This window comes from Rhodococcus sp. 008, assembly GCF_001682295.1.
GTDB classification, from domain to species: domain Bacteria; phylum Actinomycetota; class Actinomycetes; order Mycobacteriales; family Mycobacteriaceae; genus Rhodococcus_F; species Rhodococcus_F qingshengii.
Genome location: NZ_CP012749.1, coordinates 1524844 through 1545119, shown reverse-complemented (window position 1 = coordinate 1545119; position 20276 = coordinate 1524844). Strand labels below are relative to the sequence as shown.

Sequence of the window (20276 nt, the reverse complement as noted above, 5' to 3'; positions counted from 1 at the left end):
AGAAAGTGATTTGATGACAGACCTGTCGATCGTCTCCATCGAGACGACCATCCTCGACGTTCCGCTGGTTCGCCCCCACAAGTTCGCCACCACGTCGATGACGGCGCAGCCGTTGTTGCTGGTCGCGATTCGCACCTCCGACGGGGTGATCGGATACGGCGAAGGAGTCGTTCCGGGCGGGCCGTGGTGGGGTGGCGAATCGGTGGAGACGATGCAGGTCATCATCGAGAAGTACATCGCGCCGGTGGTGGTCGGCAGGCGCGTGGATCACATCACCGCGATCATGGCCGACATCGAAAAAGTTGTTGCCAATGCACGATTCGCGAAGGCCGCAGTCGACGTGGCGTTGCACGACGCCTGGGCGCGTAGCCTGGGAGTCCCCGTGCACACGCTCCTCGGCGGGGCTTTCCGCGAGAGTGTCGACGTCACGTGGGCACTGGGTGCTGCGCCGGCGGACGAGATCATCGAGGAAGCTCACGAAAAGCTCGAATCCCGGCTCAATTTCAGCTTCAAACTCAAGATGGGAGCACTCGATCCAGCAGTCGACGTTGCGCGCATCGTCAACATCGCGCAGGCGCTGGACGGCCACGCCGGAGTCCGTGTCGACGTCAACGCACGGTGGGATCGCTTCACTGCCCTGCGGTACTTGCCGCAACTCGCCGAGGGTGGAGTCGAACTGATCGAACAACCCACTCCGGCAGACCAAATCGAGGTCCTCGCCGAACTCAGTAGGCTTCTACCGATTCCGATCATGGCCGACGAGAGTGTGCAGACCCCACACGACGCTCTGGAAATCGCCCGCCGGAGCGCCGCCGATGTCATCGCCCTCAAGACCACCAAATGTGGTGGCCTCCAGCGCAGCCGCGACATCGTCGCGATTGCCAAGGCCGCCGGTATCGCGTGCCACGGTGCGACGTCCATCGAAGGCCCGATCGGCACCGCCGCTTCGTTGCACTTCGCGTGCGCCGAGCCCGGAATCAACTTCGGAACAGAGCTTTTCGGCCCACTGCTCTTCAGCGAAGAGTTGCTTCAGGAACCCCTGAAGTATTCCGAGGGTCAGTTGCACCTCCCCGCCGGACCTGGCCTGGGAGTCGAACTGAACATGGACGCCGTCAAGACCTGGACCAGGAACTAGAGGATAGAAGAACATGGCACTCTTTCACGTTCGGATGGACGTCGATATTCCGCGCGACCTGGATCCGGAAATACGCGCCGATACCGTCGCAACGGAGAAGGCGTACTCGCAAGACCTTCAGCGACAGGGAAAGTGGGTACATCTGTGGCGAATTGTGGGACAGTTCAGCAACATCAGCATCTTCGATGTCGAGTCGGCTGACGAACTCCATGAGATTCTCTGGAACCTGCCCCTGTTCCCATACATGACCATCGAGGTCATGCCGTTGACGCAGCACGGATCTTCGATCAAGTAGCCCGCCATGTCTGCCGTGTCTGCCACGCCTGCGAGCCTGCCGGAATCTGTGCAGCAGTGGCACTGCGAGATGTCGGAGACCTTCGGTGGCCTGTGCCCCGAGAGTTCCGTCGATGCCGCGCCTGTCGGTACGGTCAGCGGCGTAAGTCTCGGGGACGTAGGCGCTTTCGACATCTCCGGTTCACCGCAGATACTGCGGCGGAGCGCACGCGCAGCAAAGCGACACGGTAGTGATCTGCTCAAGATCTGCACGGTCCGAACCGGGAGCGCGATACTGCGCCAATCGGACCGCGAGTTGACGGCCCCGCCCGGCGCGATGATTCTCTACGACGTCGAGCATTCGTACGCGCTGCGTTTCGACGGTCACTGGTCGTGCACCGTCATGACCCTACCGCGCAGTGCGGTGAGTCTGACCGAGCGAGAACTGAATTGCGCGCTCGAGCGCACCCACGACGGTCGGCGTGGGTCCGGTGCATTGCTGGAAAATTTCCTCTCGGGCGCTGTTGCATCCCAGGTCGACGGCAGCGCAGCCGGGCTTCTCGGAGATGCTGGAGTCAATCTCGCTTCGGCAGTTCTGATGCAAGGATCTGCGCCCGCGACACCCGGACGTTCGACGCGAGAGGAGATCTTGCGATATGCGCTTCGGAATCTCGACTCACCAGACCTCTCGGTCGCGTCGATCGCCGGTGCGTTGCACCTGTCGCCGCGAACCGTTCAGCGTCACTTCGGTGACGGGGATCTGACCCTCAGTGCGCTGATTCGCCGCGAACGGTTGATCCGCGTACGCCGCGATCTCACCGACGTCTCACTGCGGGGTCATTCGATCTCCATCCTGGCCGCACGATGGTGTTTCCATGACGCACCAGCGTTTTCGCGTGCGTTCAAAGCGGAATTCGGTGCGGCGCCGTCGGAAGTACGTAACTCGCCTGATCCGAACGCCCGCGAACGTCACTGATCTGTCGCATCCGAACAACAAACGTGTCCGATCACGACAACTGGGAGCCCGAATACCGGGGCAGAGTGTGTTTCAGATCGCTTTTTCAGGCTCGCGAAGAGCTCAGGTCCACGAACAGCGAGGACCGCAGCGAAAGCTACGAATCGAGGAACGCATGACGAATCTGCTCGCTCATCAGCAATGGCACGGAAAGATTTTCGACGGCCAATGGATCGACGGAGGCGGTGACACCGTCGAGTCGCTCGAACCGGCTACCGGCGAGGTGCTCGGGGTGATCGGCACGGCGACTGCTGCGGATATCGATCGAGCGGCACACATCGCGTCGGCCGCGCAGCCGGCGTGGGCGGCGACGATCGGGCAGGCTCGCGCTTCGGTGATCCGTAAGGCAGCGCAGATTTTGGAAGCCGAGCGAGCCGAGGTGGAGCGCTGGTTGATCCGTGAAGGTGGTTCCGTACCAGGGAAAGCCGCATTCGAAGTTGATCTTGTCATCTCCGAACTGTGGGAAGCCTCGGCGCTGCCGACACAGCCGTTCGGGCACCTTCTGCCCGCCAGCCAGGAGGGGCGCACGAGCATCGGTCGCCGGGTGCCCCTGGGTGTGGTCGGCGTGATCAGCCCGTGGAATTTCCCGCTTCTCCTCGCCATGCGCGCTGTCGCCCCCGCCTTGGCGCTCGGAAATGGCGTCGTTCTCAAGCCGGATGTTCAAACCGCGATCAGCGGGGGTGCGGTCATCGCGGAATTGTTCACGTCCGCAGGTCTTCCCGAAGGCCTCCTGCATGTGCTCGCCGGTGACGCGGAACCTGGTCAGGCATTGTGCGAGAGCCCGAGCATCGCGATGGTGTCCTTCACGGGTTCGACCGCCGTCGGCCGTCAGGTCGGGGCAACTGCCGGTCGCACGCTCAAGCGTGTCTCGCTGGAACTGGGTGGGAACAATGCGCTGATTGTCCTCGACGACGCAGACCTGGATGCCGCGAGCTCGGCGGGCGCGTGGGGTTCGTTCCTGCATCAGGGGCAGGTCTGCATGACCGCAGGCCGCCACATCGTGTTGGAATCGGTCGCCGATCAGTACCTGGACCTGCTGGCCAAGCGCGCAGCGGTCCTGCCGGTCGGGGATCCCAATACGGGCGACGTCGCTCTCGGACCGCTCATCAACGCGCGGCAGATTGCGAACGTCGATCGAATCGTCCAGGGCACCAAGGCGGCCGGCGCCGAAATCCGCGCCGGTGGAACATACGAAGGGCTCTTCTATCAGCCGACCGTCCTGGCCGGAGTCACCTCGGACATGCCCGCGTTCCGTGAAGAAATCTTCGGGCCCGTGGCGCCCGTCGTGATCGTCAAGGACGAAGACGAGGCAGTCAGGTCGGCCAATGACAGCGAATACGGTCTGGTTGCTGCCATTCAAACAGGATCGGTTGAACGCGGCGAGCGGATCGCGGACCGACTGCGTACCGGCATCGTGCACATCAACGATCAGACTTTGAACAACGATGCCTATGCACCATTCGGTGGCACGGGTGCCTCCGGAAACGGCGCGAGATTCGGAACTCAAAGCAGTTGGGACGAATTCACCACCTGGCAGTGGCGAACCAGCCGGCCAGCGGCGCAGACCTTCCCCTTCTGAAGTCGAAAGGTACTCCTATGCGCACCATCTCGGCTCACGATCTTCCCATCGTGTTGCAGGACGGCGAATTCGAATTGCGGATGCGAGAAGAAGGCGACATGATCGTCAACTTCGTCAAAATTCCTGCTGGTGCAGACTTCGCCGAACCGTTCGCACAATTGGAAGGCGGGCGCTGTCAATGTCCGCACTACGGATACGTCTTGAAAGGAAGGATCTACACAGATTCCGAAGCAGGTCGGCAAACCTACGATGCCGGCGACGTGTTCTACTGGGCACCCGGTCACGTTCCCGGAGCGATCGACGACTCGGAGTATGTCGACTTTGCTCCCAAGGCTGAATTCCTCGAACTGATCGACGGAGTGCGTAAGGCGATGGGCGGCTGAGCTGTTCGGCTGCCACCGAGGTCAGCGTATTCCGTCGCGACGTAGTGCGACGGACACTGCGGCAGAGCGGTTATCGACACCGAGTTTGGCGTAGATGTGCCCGAGGTGTGTTTTCACCGTCGCTTCGCTGATGAAGAGTGCTTTACCCAGCTCGCGGTTGGTCATCCCCTCGGCGAGCAGACTGAGCAGTTCGGACTCACGCGCGGTGAGCGCTTCCTGCGGGCGCTGCATCTGCTGGACAAGACGAGAGGCCACGGTAGGAGAGAGAACGCTGCGCCCGGCTACCGCGCCGCGCACCGCGCCGAAGATCTCGTCGGGCGTCGAGTCCTTGAGTAGGTAGCCGATGGCACCGGCGTCCACGGCCCGCACGACGTCGGCGTCGGTGTCATACGTCGTGAAAACCAGTACGGGAACATCGACACCGTCGCTTCGCAGGCGTTTGATCGCTTCTGCACCGTGCATACCGGTGCCCATGTCCAGATCCATCATCACCAGATCCGGTGAGGCCGACGGTATCGCCGTGGCCGCCTCCTCGCCGGACGATGCTTCGCCTACTACTTCGACGTCCGGCTGAGTGTTCAGCAGCGCTCTCAGCCCGGCTCGCACGACCAGATGATCGTCGACGAGGAACACGCGAATGGTGGTGGTCACCGGATCCTCCGTTCGAGAGGGAACTGGGCCGCGACGACGGTGCCGTCTCCCGGTGCACTTTCCACGGTGAACGATCCGCCGAGCTGTGCGACGCGGCTTCGCATCGCACGCAGGCCGTATCCACCGTACCGAGAATGGTCGGCGAGCTTTCCCGGATCGAAGCCGACGCCGTCGTCGAAGATGTCTACGGAGACGGAGTGGTCGAGATACGTGATCGTCACGCCCGCCGTTTCGGCGCGAGCGTGGCGGGCGATGTTGGAGGACGCGCTCGAGACCACTCGCACGACGGCATGAGCTACGTCCGAGGGCAAGATGACGGCTTCACCGACGGTGCGGATCCGAACGGCCGGGACGAACTGGCGGGCGGCGGCCACGACCAAGGCGTCGAAGTCGCCCGTGCCGCCCTTGGTCGGCGCCAGATCGTGGACGAGGTCGCGACTCTGCATCAAGCTGGTTCGGATGTTCTCTGCTGCGGCATCGACATCGGCTCGAGACGGCGAACCCGTTGTATTCCACGTTTGTTCGGCTGCCTCGAGCCGTAGAAGGGCGCTCGCCAGTCCCTGGGTAACGGTGTCGTGGATTTCGCGCGCGAGGCGCTCTCGCTCAGCGGCAACGCCGGCAGCGCGTTCGGTATCTGCCAATGCAGATTGCGCTTCTGCTATCTGACGCAGAAGCCGAAGGCGTTCTCGGGCATCTCGTTCCATCTGCCCGTACGCGGCCGCGACCAGTGCCGCGGTGCACAGCGGCCCGAGAAGTGTCACCAATTCGGCACGACCGGTGACCCGGTAGAACGCGATACCGGCGAGGACGCCCAGGATCCCGACGAGGGGGTAGGCGATCTTGCTCGGATACAGACGAATGCAGAGGAAGAGAACGGGAAACGCACACCACGCGAAACTCGGGGCAAGCCAGACCAGCGCTGCCCATGCGCTCAGTACCGGCCACATCCACAGCCGTTGGCGAACCACATCTCGCGAGGACACCGTGGCCATGACGGCGTAGAGCAGGGCGAGGACCACGGCCAGGACGAGTACCACCCCGAACCGACCGCTGGTCCCGTGGACTGTGACGTACCGAACTCCCGATGTAGACAGCAGTACGAAGAACGACGCGTGGATCGCATACGCCAACGGGCCGCGTAGGCCGCGTTCGGCGTCGGCGTTCATGGCTCCGTTACTCATCCCTCGAATGTTACGGAGGGCACCAGGCCGTCGTATCAACCATTCGGATGATATCCGGGTAGCCGTAGGGGGCACGGTTCGTCACCCGAGCGCCCGATGTGCGCACCCGCACCCGGACGCGACGCTGTAGTGGACGGTTTCGAACCATTCGATTGAAAGTGTGCCCGACATGAACCACCGCATTTACACACGACTTCCCCGTACGCTCGCTGTCGCCGTTCCGGTTGTCGCAATCCTTGCCAGCGCCGCATGCTCGACCACCGACACACCGGTGGCGAACGCATCGAGCACGACGTCGATTTCTGCCACGCAGCAGCCTGCCGCGACCGGTGATTCGGCGATTGTCACTCAGAATCGACTCAGTGCCGACGCAGCAGTGAAGGCTGCTGGTGCGGCCCTGGCGAAATGCCGCGCCGACGGTCTCGGCTTCGTCACCGTCTCCGTCGTAGACCGCGCGGGAAATGTCATCGCCATGGTGCGCGGCGACAACGCAGCCCAGCACACGGTGGAAGCCTCACGCGAGAAGGCATACACCTCTGCAGCTTTCGGAGCCGACACCAGTGACCTCTCGCAGCGTACCAAAGGCGAAGGATCAACCATCGCCGACCTTCCCGGCACTCTCTTCCTTGCAGGTGGAGTCACATTGAAGGCTGGAGCCGGGTCGATCGCCGGTATCGGTGTCGGTGGCGCTCCAGACGGAATGCAGGACCAAGCGTGTGCTGCCGCAGGTCGTGATGCGATCGCTTCGTCACTCGGCTGAGTGAGCGCATTCAGCGTGCTTCGTGAATTGTGCTTTTCGCCACCTGGATTCGCTCGGCACGACAGTTGTCCGATTGTTGCGATGACCTCGACTTTGTAACACCGGAGCCCCAGGAAAGGGACAAACACGTCGACAGTGGAACCGACGATGCACTTACCGAAGCGAGTTTCTTGATGCGCAGTTTCGGGGAAAGACACAACCTTGCAGAGAATCAGATTCACGTTGCCCGAACGCAATACACGGCGGGTGCGGGTGCTCGTAGCGGCGTTGTTGTCGATATTCCTGCTCGGCGGTATGTTCGGTCCGACCGCTGCGAGTGCTACTCCGGCGCGCTCGGCGCCATGGGGTGGGTACGACGAGTTGTGGGTCCCGTCTTCGATGGGAAACATCAAGGTTCAGGTGCAGTGGGCCGCGCGCGGTGGCAACGCCGCGTTGTACCTGCTCGACGGTCTTCGCGCGCAAAACGACAGAAATGCTTGGAGTTTCGAAACGAACGCACTCGATCAGTACCGCAATGACAACATCACGTTGGTGATGCCGGTCGGCGGTGAGTCGAGTTTCTACACGGATTGGTACGCGCCGTCCAATTTCAACGCTCAGCCGATAACGTACAGGTGGGAAACGTTCCTCACCCGCGAGCTTCCGGACTTCCTTGCAGGGTATGGCGTTTCACCAACCAACAATGCGATCATCGGGTTGTCGATGGGCGGCAGTGCCGCGTTGAACCTGGCGGGGCATCATCGGGATCAGTTCAAGTTCGCCGGCTCGCTGTCCGGCTACATCAATATCTCGGGTCCGGGTATGCGTGAAGCGATCCGCGTAGCCATGTTCGACGCCGGCCGGTACAACGTCGATTCGATGTGGGGCCCGCCGTGGTCATCCGGATGGCTTCGCAACGACCCGTTCGTCAACGCGGAATCGCTTCGCGGACTGTCGATGTACATTTCGTCGTCCAACGGCATCCCGGGACCGTACGATCATCCCTCTGCGCCGATCGATTACTTCCACACGGCGACGGGCATGGGGCTCGAGGCGCTCTCGTGGGTGCACGCGCGTGCATTCGAAATTCGCCTGAAATCCTTGGGAATCCCAGCGACGTACAGCTTTCCGCCCGCCGGAATTCACTCGTGGCCGTATTGGTCTGCTGAATTGTGGATGGCCAGAGGACAAATCCTCGACACCATGAACGCCTGGTGAAGCTGTAGTTAGGATCTCTCCGGACTTGCTCTCGATCGAAAGTCCGGAGAGAACTCGCTCAGAAGGCGATGATTCCACGGAGGTTGCGACCGGCATGCATGTCGGCGAAACCGTCGTTGATCTGGTCGAGGGTGTATCGGTTGGTGATCAGTCCGTCGAGTTCGAGCTTGCCGCTGGTGTAGAGATCGATCATCCAGGGAATGTCGGCGGTGGGATTGGATGCACCGAACAGGGATCCCTGAATTCTCTTCTGGTACAGCGTGAGTTCCATCAGGCTCACGGGAATTCCGACGTCCGTCATCTTCCCGAGGCCGGTGACGACGCAGGTTCCTGCCTTGCGGATCGACGAGAATGCCTGCGCGACATGTTCTCCGGTGGTGACACCGACGGTGACGATGGCCGAATCCGCGCCCTGGCCGTTGGTGAACGAGCGCGCTATGTCGGTGGCTTCCTCCATGGTGGCCACGGCATGGGTGGCGCCCAACTTCAATGCACTGTCGCGCTTGAACGCAACCGGGTCCACCGCGATCACGTGGGCGGCGCCGGCATGCGAGGCGCCCTGCACCGCGTTGATTCCGATTCCGCCGACGCCCATGACGATGACCGTCTGCCCGGGATACACCTGAGCGGAGTTGACCGCGGCGCCCCAACCGGTTCCGACGCCGCAGCCGAGCAGACACAAAGCGTCGAGTGGCAGGTGCTTGTCGACTTTCACAGCCGAGAGAGTGCTGACCGTGGTGTATTCACTGAAGGTGGACAGGCCGCAGGTTTGTGCGACGGGCTGACCGTCGAGAGACATTCTGTAACTCGAGGTTTCGCCGGGTCTGCTGCCAGTCATGATGGCGGCGCCGTTGTCGCAGAGGTTCTGGATTCCGCTTGCACACCAACGGCAACGGCCGCAGGCGGCGAGGAACGAGAACACGACATGATCGCTCTCGGACCATCCTTCCGTGTTCGGCCCGACCTCGACGACGATTCCGGCGCCTTCGTGTCCGCCGCAGATGGGGTAGCGGCCGACTCCGTGGTCGCCGCTGGCGATGTGATCGTCCGAGTGGCACAGGCCTGAGGCGACCATTTTGACAGTGAGTTCGCCGCGGCGGGGTGAATCGAGTTCGAGATCGACCACCTCGTATGTGCCTGGTGCTTGGCGAATGACGGCTCCACGAGTGCGCAAGGTATCTCCTGAGGTCAGAGTTGTTCTTCGGCTTCCTCAGTTGTCTACTCGAGAGTTCAGGACGGGCTCGAGGCCTATCTCACTGATCGGACGTTTCGTATCTTTCAGACTCGTCCGGGGTGCGTCCCAAGATGGCGAGTTGCAGTTCGGTGAGCAGTCGCGTATCCGGCTCGTCCAACGAAATGCCCATGATCTGTTCAGCGCGCCGAATGCGGTAGCGCAGCGTGTTCGGATGTACTTTCAGAGACGAGGCGGCCTTCTTCACATCCCCGAAAGCTGTCAGGTAGGCCGTGAGCGTGAACTGCATGTCAGAGGTGTTCTTGTCGTCGTAGGAGACGAGTCTGTCGATACGAGGGTCCCGCAATCGCTCGTGATCAGCAACGAGGTCGAGTATCTCGCCCAGCAACACCGCGGTGCGTGACGCCGCGAGTGTGGTGACCTTCGAGGTTTCGTGATCATCGGTGGTATCGAGCACGCGGTCCACTTCTCGACGCGCCTCGGGTACGCCGTGCAATCGCGCGATCGGGACCGCGACGGCGGCGCGCACGCTGATGCCCGCACGGGCCTCGACTACTCCCACGGTGTCGTAAGCCCAGTCGCTGATCGCGACCTCGTGTTCGGCCTGAGGAAACAGCACGTAGATCCGGTTGTCGATGATCGTTGTGACCGCGTCGCTGCGGAATGCGCTGGCGCGCAGGCGCAAGGCGTTGGTGATTCGATCGAGATTCGATCCGGGCGCGAGTGATGTCGCAAATCCGATGACCGCAGACGGTCCGTCGGTGTTGATGCCGAAGGAGCCGGCCAGCGAGTGCATGTCGACTCCGCCGGAGCGAACGCCGAACAGCCTTTGCAATTGGGCATTCTCGCGGCTGGAGGCGTCCAAGGTTCGCATGAGAATGCGTGCGGCGACTGCCGCTGCACCCCGCAATACCGCTTGGGCGTCGTCGGAAAGAGGTTCAGAGGCGCGCTGCACCCAGATGCTGCCGAGATTGTGTTGGTGTGCAACAGAACCCGTCGGCGCTGACAGGTCCGGGCGGGTGATGCTCACAGCCAACCTGTGCGCGGCTCCGATGCTCGGCTCGGAGGGCAGACTGATGACCTCGTCCGATCGCCTGAGATGCTCGAACACGCCTCTGCGCTCTATCCATTCGGTGTATTCGATCGGCCACTCCCGGCCCAGTATGGAGAGCTGACGGAGTTCGTCTTCACCTTCGTGAGCAGCTGAATATGCGATGACATGGAGTGCCGTGTCGTCGATCGTCACGAGTCCGCCGGTCAATTCGGCGATCGTCTCCGAGAGCGCGAACAGATCCGAATCGCCACCGGCCACAGCTCCTGAGACGGCCCGCGAACGGTACATGCTCTGTGTCAGAAGTCGTTGTACGAGTGAATAGACGTGTCCGGAACTAGCCTGCGGATGTACCGCGGCCACTGCGATTCCGATGTTGCGTGCGGCGGTGAGAAGCGTCGTCGCCTCGCGCGCATTCTTGACGAGCAAGAGCTTCGGACGACGCCTCGCCGGCCTGCCTTCGAACTTTCGCAACCACTGCGTCAACGTCGATTCGGGAACCCCCACGGGGAGGTAGATGTCGGAGATCGCACCACGGCTGTCGGTGCCGTCGATATCGGAGGACTCGACGAGGGCGATCGAACGGATTTCGACATCGAGTCCGTCCGGGCTTTCCAGAAGCTCGATCACGGACTTGTCCGTGGAATGCATGAGGGCGCCGAGGGTGGTGCCGACACTCGGCCCGTTATTCCTCGGACCTGTCGACGCTTGCGGGAGGGCTACAGAAAGTGGCTGCACATTTGCTCCTCGGCCGGTGGGTCATTACAGGCTAACCCCGACAGACGCAATGCAGAATAAGGAAATAGGGGACAAATCTATTCGTCAGGCATGGTGATGCCGAGTTCCTGTACCTTTTCGGCGACTGCCTCTGGAAAAACGTTCTTGAACAGATAAAGGTCTTGTCCGATCACCCAACCAGGTGCCAACGCTGTCGCATATCGCTCGAAGTATCCGAGTTGTTTACCGAAAAGAACCAATTCCTCGGGACTCGCAACACCCCACTGCTTGCCCAACTGAATCAGTGCCATGATCAATTCACTGAGCTTGAGTTCACCGAGGTCACGGCCGAGAATCGGGGCCAGAGCCGTTGCGACCTGCATACCGAGCTGATCGTCGTCGACTTCGTAGTCGGTTGCATATCCCAAGGATCGAATTCCGCGGGCGACACGGGCGAAATCACCGTCGATGAGGGTGGCTCGGAACATATCGGAAAGAATGGATCTCCAGGTCTCGGGAAGGACGCCGACGATGCCGAAGTCGAGCATCGCTATCCGGCCGTCGTCGAGGACCCACAAATTTCCCGCGTGTACATCTCCGTGGAACGGACCGTGAACGATGACTGATTCGAGCCAGACCTTCACTCCGCGCCGGATCAGCATGCGGGCTTCGTCGATGCCGTCCGGACCTGCGACGAACCGATCCAGTGGAACGCCGCGCATGCGTTCCATACAGATGACTCGGGGACCACAGTAGTCCCAGTACACCTCCGGTGTCGTGACTCCTTTGTTGTCGCCGAACGCACTGATGTTGTTCCGGAAAGTGGTTTGCCGGTCGGCCTCGACCGCGCTGTTCAATTCCGTCATCGTGGCGTTGTGCAGATCGCGAATGATGGCGGTGGCATTGGCAATTCGAAGGAACTCGACAAATTTCTCGAGGATGTTCGCGCCCCAGTACGCCGCCCGCAGGTCGATCAGCATCCGCGCATAGATGTCCGGACGCTGGATCTTGATGACCGCCTCTCGGCCGTCGTGCAGAACGCACGCGTGTACCTGCGCTACCGATGCGGCCGCGAGAGGTACGTCGTCGAATTTCGCGAACAGGTCGTCCACGGAGTAACCGAGGTCCTTCTGCACGACGCTTCTGGCCTGCTCGGCCGGGAAAGACGGAACATCGTCGAGGCAGCGTAGGCATGCATTGGCGACGGGGGCCGGGAACAGGCCGGACGACGACGCGACCAGTTGGCCGAGCTTGACGAAGGTGGGCCCCAGCGCGATGAAGCCGTCGACCATCCCGTCGGAAGCAGCGTCTGCCCAGGTGCGGCCACGCTTGCGGAAAGGCCACACGATCAGTGCCAGCATGATCGACGTGGACAACACGACGGCGATGATCGCGGAACGCCACAACTGGGCGAGGCCGAAGCGTTCGAGGTCCGGCATGTGGACTTCGAGGGCAGTGGCGGGCACTCCTGACGAGTACGGCCCGACAGGTCGCGTTGGATCCAGCACAGCTCTCCCTCGTTCAACGAGCGCATCCAGCATTTTGCCGTGAGATCACTTACGCGACCCCTTCCGTTAGTCAGTATGCCAAGTCACACATAACTGCCGGAACCGCCTACGCGTTCAGCCTACGATCGGTGAATGCGTGAGCACTTGATCCCGATCGGCGAGGTTGCAAAATCGTTCGGAATTGCGGCGTCGACCTTGCGTTATTACGAGGACGAAGGACTGCTGTCCGCGCGGTCGCGAACTGGCGGCAAACGCTGGTACGGGCAGCGTGAGCTGCGCCGGCTGGCATTGATCCGGATGTACACCGAGACGGGAATGTCCTTGGAACAGGTGCGGTCCTTCATCGAAACCGACACCACGTCCGACCAGTTCTCGACGGTTCTCGCAGATCACGTGTCGACACTCGAGGCACAGATCGCCGCTGCTACGCGAGCGAAGCTGATCCTCGAGCATCACCTGACGTGTCGGCAAGAGCGTCCGATGCAGTGCCCGTGGTTGCTCGAGCAGCTCGACATTCGTGTCGAAGCGGCGCTTGACTTCAAGTTGACTTGAACCTTCATAGTTAGGGCGCACTTACCGCCCTATCTGGAGGTTGACCATGTCGGCACGACGATGGCTGCCGCTCATCGCCGCATGCATCGGAACTTTCCTGTTACTGACGTACGCCACGATCACAACGATCGCGGTGCCGGCCATCGCAGTCGGTTTGGACGGCAGTACGGGCGCGATGTCATGGGTCGTCGACGCCTACACGCTGGCTCTTGCCGCGCTTCTGGTGGGCATGGGCGCACTCGGCGATGCGTGGGGACGCAAACGCCTCTACATCTGTGGACTGGTCGTGTTCCTGGTTGCAACGGCCGTGTGCGCGATTGCTCCGGACATCACGGTTCTGGTCGTTGCTCGCGGCGCGCAAGGAATTGCCGGTGCGGCGATGTTCGCGACACTCCTGCCTCTGCTTGGCGACGCTTATTCGGGCCGCGATCGGCACGTGGCTTTTGCCGCGTGGGGTGCCGTCGCTGGATTGGCGGCGGGAATCGGCAACGTTGCAGGAGGGCTGCTGACGCAGTTCTTCGACTGGCGTGCGGTCTTCTATTTCGGAATCCCCGTGGCCGCAGTGGCGCTCGCAATGGCTGTGTTCTGTTTCGCCGACAGTGAGCGCGGCGACGACAACATCGACTGGGCCGGAATCGTTTTGTTCACCCTCGCTGCCGTTGCCGCGGTTCTCGGCGTGACGTGGGGCGGCGACATCGGGTGGGCTTCGTCGTCGACAGCTCTTGCCTTCCTGATCGCAATCGGTGCGCTGACGGCGTTTGTGTGCTGGCAGCGTCGAGGCAGCAGTCCGATGCTCGATCCGGCATTGTTCCGATCCCTGAAATTCGACGGCGTCCTCGTCGCTGCTTTCGGGTACTACCTCGCGGCCTACGGCCCGCTCGTAGTCCTTTCACTGTGGCTGCAGAACGGGCTGGAACTGTCGGCATCGGCGGCCGCACTCGTGCTCTCGATTCAACCGCTCGCTTTTGTCTTCGTATCGGCCTTGTGTGGATCACGGCTTCAGCGCGTCGACCTTCGACTGTCGCTCGGATTCGGGACGATCCTTTGCGGAATCGGTTGCGTGGCCATGCTGTACGTTCTCGCCGAGCCGGTCTGGCCCGCACTGATCGCCGGGCTGATTCTGACCGGTGTCGGTTCGGCGATGGTGTCGCCGGTGCTGCCGGGTGCCGCGATGTCGGACGCCCCGGCAGAGCGCGCCGGGACGGCTTCGGCAACAGCCAACTCGTCGCGTCAATTCGGGCTTGCCGTCGGAATTGCGTTGTGCGGCTCGCTCTTCGTCGGTCCGGACGAGTTCGCCTTGCTGTGGCCGTTGGTCTTCTGTGCCGGCGTCGGAATGCTCACGGGTTTGGTGTCGATCCTTCTCTTTTCTCGTTCGTCAACTCCTGAAACAGTTCAACCAATCGCCGAAAGGGCACACACATGACCACGCTGTTCACTCCACGACCGCACCGGCGTATCGAGATGGACTGGAATCGCCGCAGGTTCCTCGGCGCTGCAGCAGGATTGGCTGCTGCGCTGGCAGCGGCCGGTTGCTCGCGTTCGGACGCAGACGCCGGGGGCGAAGGCGACGCAGGCTGGTCCTTCACCGATGATCGCGACAATCTGATCGAATTGGATTCACCACCAAGGACATTTGTCACCTACACCGGTATCGCGGGTGCTCTGTGGGATTACGGACTGGTGCCTGTCGGAGTTTTCGGGGCACTGACACGATCGCCGGGATCAACGGACACCAGCATCTCCGGCAATTTGGATTTCGCGAAGACCGACATGGTCGGGCAGCTCTGGGGACAAGTGGAACTCGAGAAGATCGCTTCGCTGGAGCCGGACGTCGTCATAGTCCCTCAGCTGCGTGGTTCGGCACTACTCGACGAGGCGAACTTGGATGCGGTGAAAGGCTTGTCGACAGTACTGTTCGTGGAAACGGCAGCAGGAACCATCGACCGAACCGTGCAAGAGATCGTGGAACTCGCCGTGGAACTCGGGGCGGACCAGGATATGGAGGCTCAGCGAAAAGAATACGACGCTGCGCGTGCACGGATCTCCGAAGTTGCTTCTTCGCTGAATAATTCACAGGTTTTGTTCGCGTCCGCAGATCCGGACACGATTCGTGTCAGTCGTTCGGGATTCCCGATCCTTGCAGATCTGGCGGGATTGGGCCTTGCCGTCGTCGATCCGGCCGCGGGATCGTCGGTCTACGTCGAGAAACTGGCTTGGGAGATGGCGGACCACTATCCGGCCGACATGATCTTCCTCGACGATCGCCCGTCCAGTTTGCAACTGGATACGCTCGGAACCAATCCTGCGTGGTCCAACTTGCCCGCGGTGAAGGCGGGGAAGATCGGGACCTGGAATCCGGAACCCGTGCTCAGTTATGCCGGGATCGCCCGTACGTACAACGATCTGGCTGACCAGCTGCTGGCATTCTCACATTCCTGACCGCCGCGTCGTCTACGACGTATGGACCTCTTCACCGCTCTGTCTGCTCGTGTTGAATCCCTCGATTGGCCTGCGCTGATCGAGGGAATCGACTCCAGTGGGTGTGCCCAGACGACGCCGATACTCGACGAGTCGGAATGTCGCGAAATTGCTTCCTGGTACTCGGAGGTCGACCGGTTCCGGAGCACCGTCGACATGGCTCGATACCGTTTCGGCCAAGGGGAGTACCGGTACTTCGGTGATCCCGTACCGGAGCCGATCACGGCTATGCGATCCGCCTTCTACCGACACCTCCTGCCCGTGGCGCGGGAGTGGGCGTTCAAGCTGGGCGAGGGTGCACCGTGGCCGGATTCTTTCGAAGAATGGATCGATCAGTGTCACGACGCCGGTCAGAATCGCCCTACCCCGATCCTTCTGTCCTACGGACCTGGTGACTGGAATGCATTGCATCGGGACTTGTACGGAGAGTTGCTGTTTCCCTTGCAAGTCGTGATCGGGCTCGACAGACCTCGCATCGACCACGTCGGCGGCGAGTTCTTGCTCGTGGAACAGCGGCCGCGCGCCCAGTCGAAAGGGACGGTGACAGTTCTCGGGCAAGGTCACGCTTTGATCTTCACCACGCGGGATCGACCGGTGCAGAGTTCTCGTGGGTGGTCGAGAGCCCCTGTGCGACATGGTGTCAGCGTGGTGCACTCGGGTACGCGTCGAACATTGGGATTGGTGCTTCACGATGCCGAGTAAGACGTACATTCTCCGCGACGCTCGCAACAAACCCTACGAGAGTTCGACGCCCGGTGTGCTTGGCGGGCACCGGAAAACGAAGATCTACGGGCGACTCGACTGTCGAGGGGCCGCGCAGGCAATCGCGCGTGGCGGGTATGTCGCCAGTCGGGTGTTCTTCGCGGACGAGCCGACCGCGATTGCGGCCGGCTATCGCCCCTGTGCCGTCTGCATGCCCGAAGGTTACGCAGCCTGGAAGGCAGTTGCTACGCGCCGAAGCGGTCGCGGTACTCCTTCGGAATGAGCGGCTTGTCGCCGCGGACCTTCAGCTGCTGGACAGCCCAGGTATTGCCGTCCGGGTCGGCGAATCCGAAGAAGGTGCCCCCGTCACGCTCGTCGAAGACGGTGACCTCACTGGCATCGACGCCGCGGCCGATGAGCTCTTGGCGAGCCGCTGCAGCGTCGGCCACGACCAACTGCAATCCCTTCAACGAACCAGGGGTCATCTCGGTCTGCGACGGCAGGTTCCCGATGACGATCGAGCAGCCCGAACCACGCGGAGTGAGCTGGGCGACCGTCATGTGTTCGTTGACGGTGTGGTGGTCGAGATCGAAACCGACCTTGTCACGGTAGAACTCGATGGAGCGGTCGAGGTCACTGACGGGAACGATGACTACTTCGAGGGTCCAGTCCATGAAACTGCCTTTCGCTGAGGAGGTTCGGGCAAACAGGTGGTCAGAGTTGCGCGACGATCTTGTCCAGGCGTTCGTAACCTTCGGTGACGCCGAGCTCCATATTGCTCTCGATCATTCCGTCTCGCGCTTCGAGGCTCGGATATACGGAATGGCCGGAGAGGCGGGTGCGTCCGTTGCCCAGATCCTCGAACGTGATCGATTCGATGCTGACGACGTCGGGAAATCCCTCGTATTCGAAGGTCTGGATGGCAAAGTCGTTCTCGCGAACGACGTGAAATACACCGTTGAACCGGAACTCTTCGCCCTCGGGGTTGCGATGGACGTACTTGTATCGACCGCCGCTCACGAACTCGTATTCGTCGATCTCCATCTCGTATCCGTTGGGGCCGAGCCACTGCTTGACCAGATCGGGATTCGAATGAGCTGCGAAGACGGCACTGACGGGTGCGTCGAATTCGCGGGTGATGTCGATGTACGGCACGCCCTCAGGAGCCGTGATGGTGACGGGATTGGTGGTAGCCATGGCTAAGTCTCCTTCTGTGTGGTGCTGAGTAGGTGATCGAGCTTGCGGAACTGTTGTTCGTGGATCAGTCGATAGCGGTCGATCCAGGCGGTCAAAGCCTCGAGAGTTGCGGCGTTGAGATGTACCGGCCGCCTCTGGGCTTCGCGGCTGCGAGTGACCAAACCCGCGGCTTCGAGTACCTGAATATGTTTGGAGATGGCCTGTTTCGTGATCTCGAACGGCTCGGCCAACTCGTTGACCGTTTGGGGGCCGGTGCTCAGGCGGGCGATGATCCGCCGTCGTACCGGGTCGGCAAGCGCCATGAACGCTTTGTCGAGACGCTCGTCTGCCCCTGGATCCACGATCACTTGTCAACCATCTCCTTTATCAACCAACCTGTTGATTACGGTACGAGCCCATGCCGAGGGTGTCAATGCTTCGAAACCGATTAGCGTGGAAACCATGAACGCTCTGATTCCTCGGCCACGATTGGAAGTGGCGCCGGGGGCGATCCTCGTTCCGGATTGGCTCAGCGTCGAACAGCAACGCTTCTTGGTGGCCGAGTGCCGACGGTGGGCGACCGCACCCGTACCGATGCGCTCCGCTGTTGTCCCTGGTGGGCACAAGATGTCGGTGCAAACAGTCTGTCTCGGTTGGCATTGGCAGCCGTACAAGTACACGCGCACCGCCGACGACGTGAACGGTGCGCCTGTCGCAGCGGTGCCTGACTGGCTCGTCGACCTCGGCCGGGCCGCAGTTGCCGCTGCCTATGATGATCCGACTGCGGGGGAGCGGTACACGCCGGACACCGCGCTGATCAATTTCTACGACGAGGGCGCTCGGATGGGCATGCACCAGGACAAGGACGAGCGCTGCGACGCTCCCGTCGTCTCACTGAGCGTCGGGCAGAGTTGTGTCTTTCGATTCGGGAATTCCGAGAACCGGAACAAGCCGTACACCGACGTCGAACTCCATTCGGGTGATCTCTTCGTCTTCGGTGGAGAGTCTCGGTTCGCATATCACGGAGTGCCGAAAGTTATTGCGGGAAGTGCAAGTCCCGACATAGGTCTGCCGTCCGGGCGGCTGAACATCACCCTGCGGGATACCGGAATGTCGTGACTGTCTCACCCCTGCTGTGCCACTGGTGCAGCAGGGTCGAAGTCTGCGCTCGAAGGTCCGTCCCCGACCATCTCGATCAACTCGGTCGACGGTGGAGTTGGCAGCGTGCGCCAGCGCTCTCGTTCGAGGTTGTGGGGTTGTGTCTCGTTCAAGCCCTCATTATCGACTTCCGGCTCCGATCCACCAGTCGGGGATGGGCCGGGTGCAATTCGGTAGGCCGTTGAGCGCCCCGCTGTCTCGTCGACATCCTCGGACCTCAGCACGTCGACGACAGTTCGGGTCGCGGCACGGGTCTGGGGAGGTTGGTGGGTGGATTCGAGGCGACCGTGGTTCGCTTATCCCAGTGTCTTGTTGCGGCCGGCGAGGGAGCCGAAGACGAGTTGCACGGCCAGCAGCACCAGCAACGCGATCAGCGGAGTCGTCCAGGAATCGACGGCGTCGTGCAGTGCACCGAAAACGAGAGGACCGGTGGCGGCCAGAAGGTATCCGACGGACTGTGCCATACCCGAGAGTGCCGCTGCTTGACCGTGATTGACAGTGCGTATTGCGAAGAAGGACAAGGCAATGACAATCGATCCGCCGATGCCGATGCCGAGGAATGCATTCCACAGCAGGGCCCAGGAGGGGAGGAGGAGTTGGCCGAGAACTGCCACTGCGGCGACCGACACCAGCCCGAGGACGGCTCCTCTCTGATCCTTGGGCAGTTTGTGCAGGAGCACTGCTGTGAGGAGGCTGCCGACGATCGAGAATATTTGCATGATGCCTTGATGCAGTCCGGCGGTAGCCGCGGTAGTGCCGTGTGATTCTTCAATGGTGGGCCACCATGTCAGAACGGTGTAGAAGAAGAGAGATTGGACGCCCATGAATATTGTGATCTGCCACCCGAGTGCTGAGCGCCAGGGGGAGCGATGGCCGCCTGGATGGGAATCCAAAGCCGCAGCATGATCGTGTTTCGGAAGCGTGCGTCGGCGAAGTTGGGGAAGGAACACCCCAAATCCTATGAGAGCCATAGCAGCCCAGATTCCGAATGCGATCCGCCAACCGTGATCGGTGAGACCGGCGATCGGCACGGCAAGTCCGGATGCGGTTGCGGCGACGGCTGCAGAGACCGCCGAGAAGATGCCGGTCAAACGGCCGGCTTCGGTCGGGAAGTCTCGTTTGAGGAGCGCCGGCAGTAGAACGTTCATTGTTGCGATGGACATGCCGAGCGATACGGTACCGATCCACAGCGCAGGCATCCACGGAACAGAGCGGATCACGATCGCTAAGGCGAGCATGCCGAGTGCTGCTGCGAGTGTCCGTTCCATTCCCCACCGAGCTGCGATGACCGGGGCAACGGGGGAGAACACTGCGAAGCACAGCAGTGGAAGGCTGATCAGCGCTGATGCTGTTGTCGACGAGATATCGAGATCGGTGCGTACCTCACCGAGTAGCGGGCCGACGACTGTGATTGAGGCTCGAAGATTGGCTGCGATGAGAAGAATGCCAGCGATAACGAGTCCTCGGCGCATTATCGGTATCGCGCTCGGGGCAGACGCCACGTTTTCGGTGTCGGAGGTGACGTTAGCCATAGGTGTGCCCTTCTGAGATTGTCTGTGCGCTGAACC

At 61.5% G+C, this 20276-nt stretch carries 23 protein-coding genes; 13 read left to right on the top strand and 10 right to left on the bottom strand.

Annotated features, from left to right (window positions below):
• Positions 1-13: 13 nt before the first annotated feature.
• From AOT96_RS07345 to AOT96_RS07325, 5 genes are all read left to right on the top strand, one after another.
• Positions 14-1135: a muconate/chloromuconate family cycloisomerase gene (locus AOT96_RS07345; RefSeq protein ID WP_003940572.1), complete on the top strand. Its 1122-nt coding sequence runs from the start codon at positions 14-16 to the stop codon at positions 1133-1135.
• Between the two features lie 13 nt (positions 1136-1148).
• Positions 1149-1430, top strand: a complete 282-nt coding sequence (gene catC / locus AOT96_RS07340; RefSeq protein WP_042925169.1) for a muconolactone Delta-isomerase — start codon at positions 1149-1151, stop codon at positions 1428-1430.
• 6 nt (positions 1431-1436) lie between these two features.
• The gene (locus tag AOT96_RS07335; protein WP_065351505.1) at positions 1437-2384 is read left to right on the top strand and encodes a helix-turn-helix domain-containing protein; all 948 of its coding nucleotides are present in this window, start codon (positions 1437-1439) and stop codon (positions 2382-2384) included.
• 154 nt (positions 2385-2538) lie between these two features.
• Complete coding sequence (locus AOT96_RS07330; protein WP_065351504.1) at positions 2539-4002, top strand: benzaldehyde dehydrogenase; 1464 nt, start codon at positions 2539-2541, stop codon at positions 4000-4002.
• A 17-nt stretch (positions 4003-4019) separates the two neighbouring features.
• Positions 4020-4385 carry a hypothetical protein gene (locus AOT96_RS07325; protein WP_065351503.1) on the top strand — a complete coding sequence of 122 codons (366 nt, stop codon included), beginning with the start codon at positions 4020-4022 and terminating at the stop codon, positions 4383-4385.
• A 21-nt stretch (positions 4386-4406) separates the two neighbouring features.
• Here the strand turns inward: AOT96_RS07325 and AOT96_RS07320 are convergent, their stop codons facing one another.
• Together AOT96_RS07320 and AOT96_RS07315 are read right to left on the bottom strand one after the other, a co-directional pair.
• Entirely contained in the window at positions 4407-5036 is a 630-nt protein-coding gene (locus AOT96_RS07320) for a response regulator (RefSeq protein ID WP_054825987.1), read from the bottom strand.
• Complete coding sequence (locus tag AOT96_RS07315) at positions 5033-6202, bottom strand: sensor histidine kinase (RefSeq protein ID WP_065351502.1); 1170 nt, start codon at positions 6200-6202, stop codon at positions 5033-5035. The genes AOT96_RS07320 and AOT96_RS07315 overlap by 4 nt, the downstream gene beginning before the upstream one ends.
• Positions 6203-6386: 184 nt before the next feature.
• Between AOT96_RS07315 and AOT96_RS07310 the strand changes: the two genes are divergently transcribed.
• Together AOT96_RS07310 and AOT96_RS07305 are read left to right on the top strand one after the other, a co-directional pair.
• Entirely contained in the window at positions 6387-6977 is a 591-nt protein-coding gene (locus AOT96_RS07310; protein ID WP_042925227.1) for a GlcG/HbpS family heme-binding protein, read from the top strand.
• Between the two features lie 246 nt (positions 6978-7223).
• A complete protein-coding gene (locus AOT96_RS07305) occupies positions 7224-8174 on the top strand; it encodes an alpha/beta hydrolase (RefSeq protein ID WP_003940156.1) in 951 nt (316 codons plus the stop codon).
• A 58-nt stretch (positions 8175-8232) separates the two neighbouring features.
• On the opposite strand, the gene AOT96_RS07300 is transcribed toward AOT96_RS07305, so the two are convergent.
• The 3 genes from AOT96_RS07300 to AOT96_RS07290 form a co-directional block, all read right to left on the bottom strand.
• Positions 8233-9348: an NDMA-dependent alcohol dehydrogenase gene (locus AOT96_RS07300; RefSeq protein WP_065351501.1), complete on the bottom strand. Its 1116-nt coding sequence runs from the start codon at positions 9346-9348 to the stop codon at positions 8233-8235.
• Positions 9349-9427: 79 nt separating this feature from the next.
• Positions 9428-11155, bottom strand: a complete 1728-nt coding sequence (locus tag AOT96_RS07295; RefSeq protein WP_228232274.1) for a PucR family transcriptional regulator — start codon at positions 11153-11155, stop codon at positions 9428-9430.
• Between the two features lie 77 nt (positions 11156-11232).
• Positions 11233-12642, bottom strand: a complete 1410-nt coding sequence (locus AOT96_RS07290; protein WP_007729754.1) for an ABC1 kinase family protein — start codon at positions 12640-12642, stop codon at positions 11233-11235.
• A gap of 132 nt (positions 12643-12774) precedes the next feature.
• On the opposite strand from AOT96_RS07290, the gene AOT96_RS07285 reads away from it, so the two are divergent.
• From AOT96_RS07285 to AOT96_RS34595, 5 genes are read left to right on the top strand one after another with little or no spacing between them, the layout of a single operon-like run.
• Positions 12775-13194, top strand: coding sequence for a MerR family transcriptional regulator (locus tag AOT96_RS07285; RefSeq protein ID WP_065351500.1), 420 nt, complete (start codon positions 12775-12777; stop codon positions 13192-13194).
• Positions 13195-13240: 46 nt separating this feature from the next.
• Positions 13241-14617, top strand: a complete 1377-nt coding sequence (locus AOT96_RS07280) for an MFS transporter (RefSeq protein ID WP_042925156.1) — start codon at positions 13241-13243, stop codon at positions 14615-14617.
• Complete coding sequence (locus AOT96_RS07275; RefSeq protein ID WP_042925153.1) at positions 14614-15633, top strand: ABC transporter substrate-binding protein; 1020 nt, start codon at positions 14614-14616, stop codon at positions 15631-15633. Before AOT96_RS07280 ends, AOT96_RS07275 begins: the two co-directional genes overlap by 4 nt.
• 21 nt (positions 15634-15654) lie before the next feature.
• A complete protein-coding gene (locus tag AOT96_RS07270; RefSeq protein ID WP_042925149.1) occupies positions 15655-16374 on the top strand; it encodes a 2OG-Fe(II) oxygenase in 720 nt (239 codons plus the stop codon).
• Positions 16364-16657, top strand: a complete 294-nt coding sequence (locus tag AOT96_RS34595; protein WP_007729748.1) for an Ada metal-binding domain-containing protein — start codon at positions 16364-16366, stop codon at positions 16655-16657. Before AOT96_RS07270 ends, AOT96_RS34595 begins: the two co-directional genes overlap by 11 nt.
• On the opposite strand, the gene AOT96_RS07265 is transcribed toward AOT96_RS34595, so the two are convergent.
• Genes AOT96_RS07265 through AOT96_RS07255 form a run of 3 tightly spaced genes read right to left on the bottom strand, consistent with a single transcriptional unit; the run spans position 16620 to position 17918 of the window.
• Complete coding sequence (locus AOT96_RS07265) at positions 16620-17048, bottom strand: VOC family protein (RefSeq protein WP_007729747.1); 429 nt, start codon at positions 17046-17048, stop codon at positions 16620-16622. The genes AOT96_RS34595 and AOT96_RS07265 overlap by 38 nt on opposite strands.
• A gap of 40 nt (positions 17049-17088) precedes the next feature.
• Positions 17089-17571: an SRPBCC family protein gene (locus AOT96_RS07260; RefSeq protein WP_003940319.1), complete on the bottom strand. Its 483-nt coding sequence runs from the start codon at positions 17569-17571 to the stop codon at positions 17089-17091.
• A gap of 2 nt (positions 17572-17573) precedes the next feature.
• A complete protein-coding gene (locus AOT96_RS07255) occupies positions 17574-17918 on the bottom strand; it encodes an ArsR/SmtB family transcription factor (RefSeq protein ID WP_003939956.1) in 345 nt (114 codons plus the stop codon).
• A gap of 94 nt (positions 17919-18012) precedes the next feature.
• On the opposite strand from AOT96_RS07255, the gene AOT96_RS07250 reads away from it, so the two are divergent.
• Positions 18013-18669 (top strand): alpha-ketoglutarate-dependent dioxygenase AlkB family protein, encoded by a 657-nt coding sequence (locus tag AOT96_RS07250; protein WP_037128920.1) that lies wholly within the window; start codon positions 18013-18015, stop codon positions 18667-18669.
• A 5-nt stretch (positions 18670-18674) separates the two neighbouring features.
• On the opposite strand, the gene AOT96_RS35655 is transcribed toward AOT96_RS07250, so the two are convergent.
• Together AOT96_RS35655 and AOT96_RS07240 are read right to left on the bottom strand one after the other, a co-directional pair.
• Positions 18675-18821 carry a hypothetical protein gene (locus AOT96_RS35655; protein WP_020723613.1) on the bottom strand — a complete coding sequence of 49 codons (147 nt, stop codon included), beginning with the start codon at positions 18819-18821 and terminating at the stop codon, positions 18675-18677.
• Between the two features lie 183 nt (positions 18822-19004).
• Positions 19005-20240 carry a CynX/NimT family MFS transporter gene (locus AOT96_RS07240; protein ID WP_065351498.1) on the bottom strand — a complete coding sequence of 412 codons (1236 nt, stop codon included), beginning with the start codon at positions 20238-20240 and terminating at the stop codon, positions 19005-19007.
• Positions 20241-20276: the final 36 nt, after the last annotated feature.

What these genes read in the sequence shown, in the direction of transcription:
- AOT96_RS07345 (WP_003940572.1), top strand. Translation starts at nt 14, where the DNA reads ATGACAGACCTGTCGATCGTCTCCATCGAGACGACCATCCTCGACGTT.
- catC (WP_042925169.1), top strand. Translation starts at nt 1,149, where the DNA reads ATGGCACTCTTTCACGTTCGGATGGACGTCGATATTCCGCGCGACCTG.
- AOT96_RS07335 (WP_065351505.1), top strand. Translation starts at nt 1,437, where the DNA reads ATGTCTGCCGTGTCTGCCACGCCTGCGAGCCTGCCGGAATCTGTGCAG.
- AOT96_RS07330 (WP_065351504.1), top strand. Translation starts at nt 2,539, where the DNA reads ATGACGAATCTGCTCGCTCATCAGCAATGGCACGGAAAGATTTTCGAC.
- AOT96_RS07325 (WP_065351503.1), top strand. Translation starts at nt 4,020, where the DNA reads ATGCGCACCATCTCGGCTCACGATCTTCCCATCGTGTTGCAGGACGGC.
- AOT96_RS07315 (WP_065351502.1), bottom strand. Translation starts at nt 6,202, where the DNA reads ATGAACGCCGACGCCGAACGCGGCCTACGCGGCCCGTTGGCGTATGCG.
- AOT96_RS07310 (WP_042925227.1), top strand. Translation starts at nt 6,387, where the DNA reads ATGAACCACCGCATTTACACACGACTTCCCCGTACGCTCGCTGTCGCC.
- AOT96_RS07285 (WP_065351500.1), top strand. Translation starts at nt 12,775, where the DNA reads ATGCGTGAGCACTTGATCCCGATCGGCGAGGTTGCAAAATCGTTCGGA.
- AOT96_RS07280 (WP_042925156.1), top strand. Translation starts at nt 13,241, where the DNA reads ATGTCGGCACGACGATGGCTGCCGCTCATCGCCGCATGCATCGGAACT.
- AOT96_RS07275 (WP_042925153.1), top strand. Translation starts at nt 14,614, where the DNA reads ATGACCACGCTGTTCACTCCACGACCGCACCGGCGTATCGAGATGGAC.
- AOT96_RS07270 (WP_042925149.1), top strand. Translation starts at nt 15,655, where the DNA reads ATGGACCTCTTCACCGCTCTGTCTGCTCGTGTTGAATCCCTCGATTGG.
- AOT96_RS34595 (WP_007729748.1), top strand. Translation starts at nt 16,364, where the DNA reads ATGCCGAGTAAGACGTACATTCTCCGCGACGCTCGCAACAAACCCTAC.
- AOT96_RS07265 (WP_007729747.1), bottom strand. Translation starts at nt 17,048, where the DNA reads ATGGACTGGACCCTCGAAGTAGTCATCGTTCCCGTCAGTGACCTCGAC.
- AOT96_RS07260 (WP_003940319.1), bottom strand. Translation starts at nt 17,571, where the DNA reads ATGGCTACCACCAATCCCGTCACCATCACGGCTCCTGAGGGCGTGCCG.
- AOT96_RS07250 (WP_037128920.1), top strand. Translation starts at nt 18,013, where the DNA reads ATGAACGCTCTGATTCCTCGGCCACGATTGGAAGTGGCGCCGGGGGCG.
- AOT96_RS07240 (WP_065351498.1), bottom strand. Translation starts at nt 20,240, where the DNA reads ATGGCTAACGTCACCTCCGACACCGAAAACGTGGCGTCTGCCCCGAGC.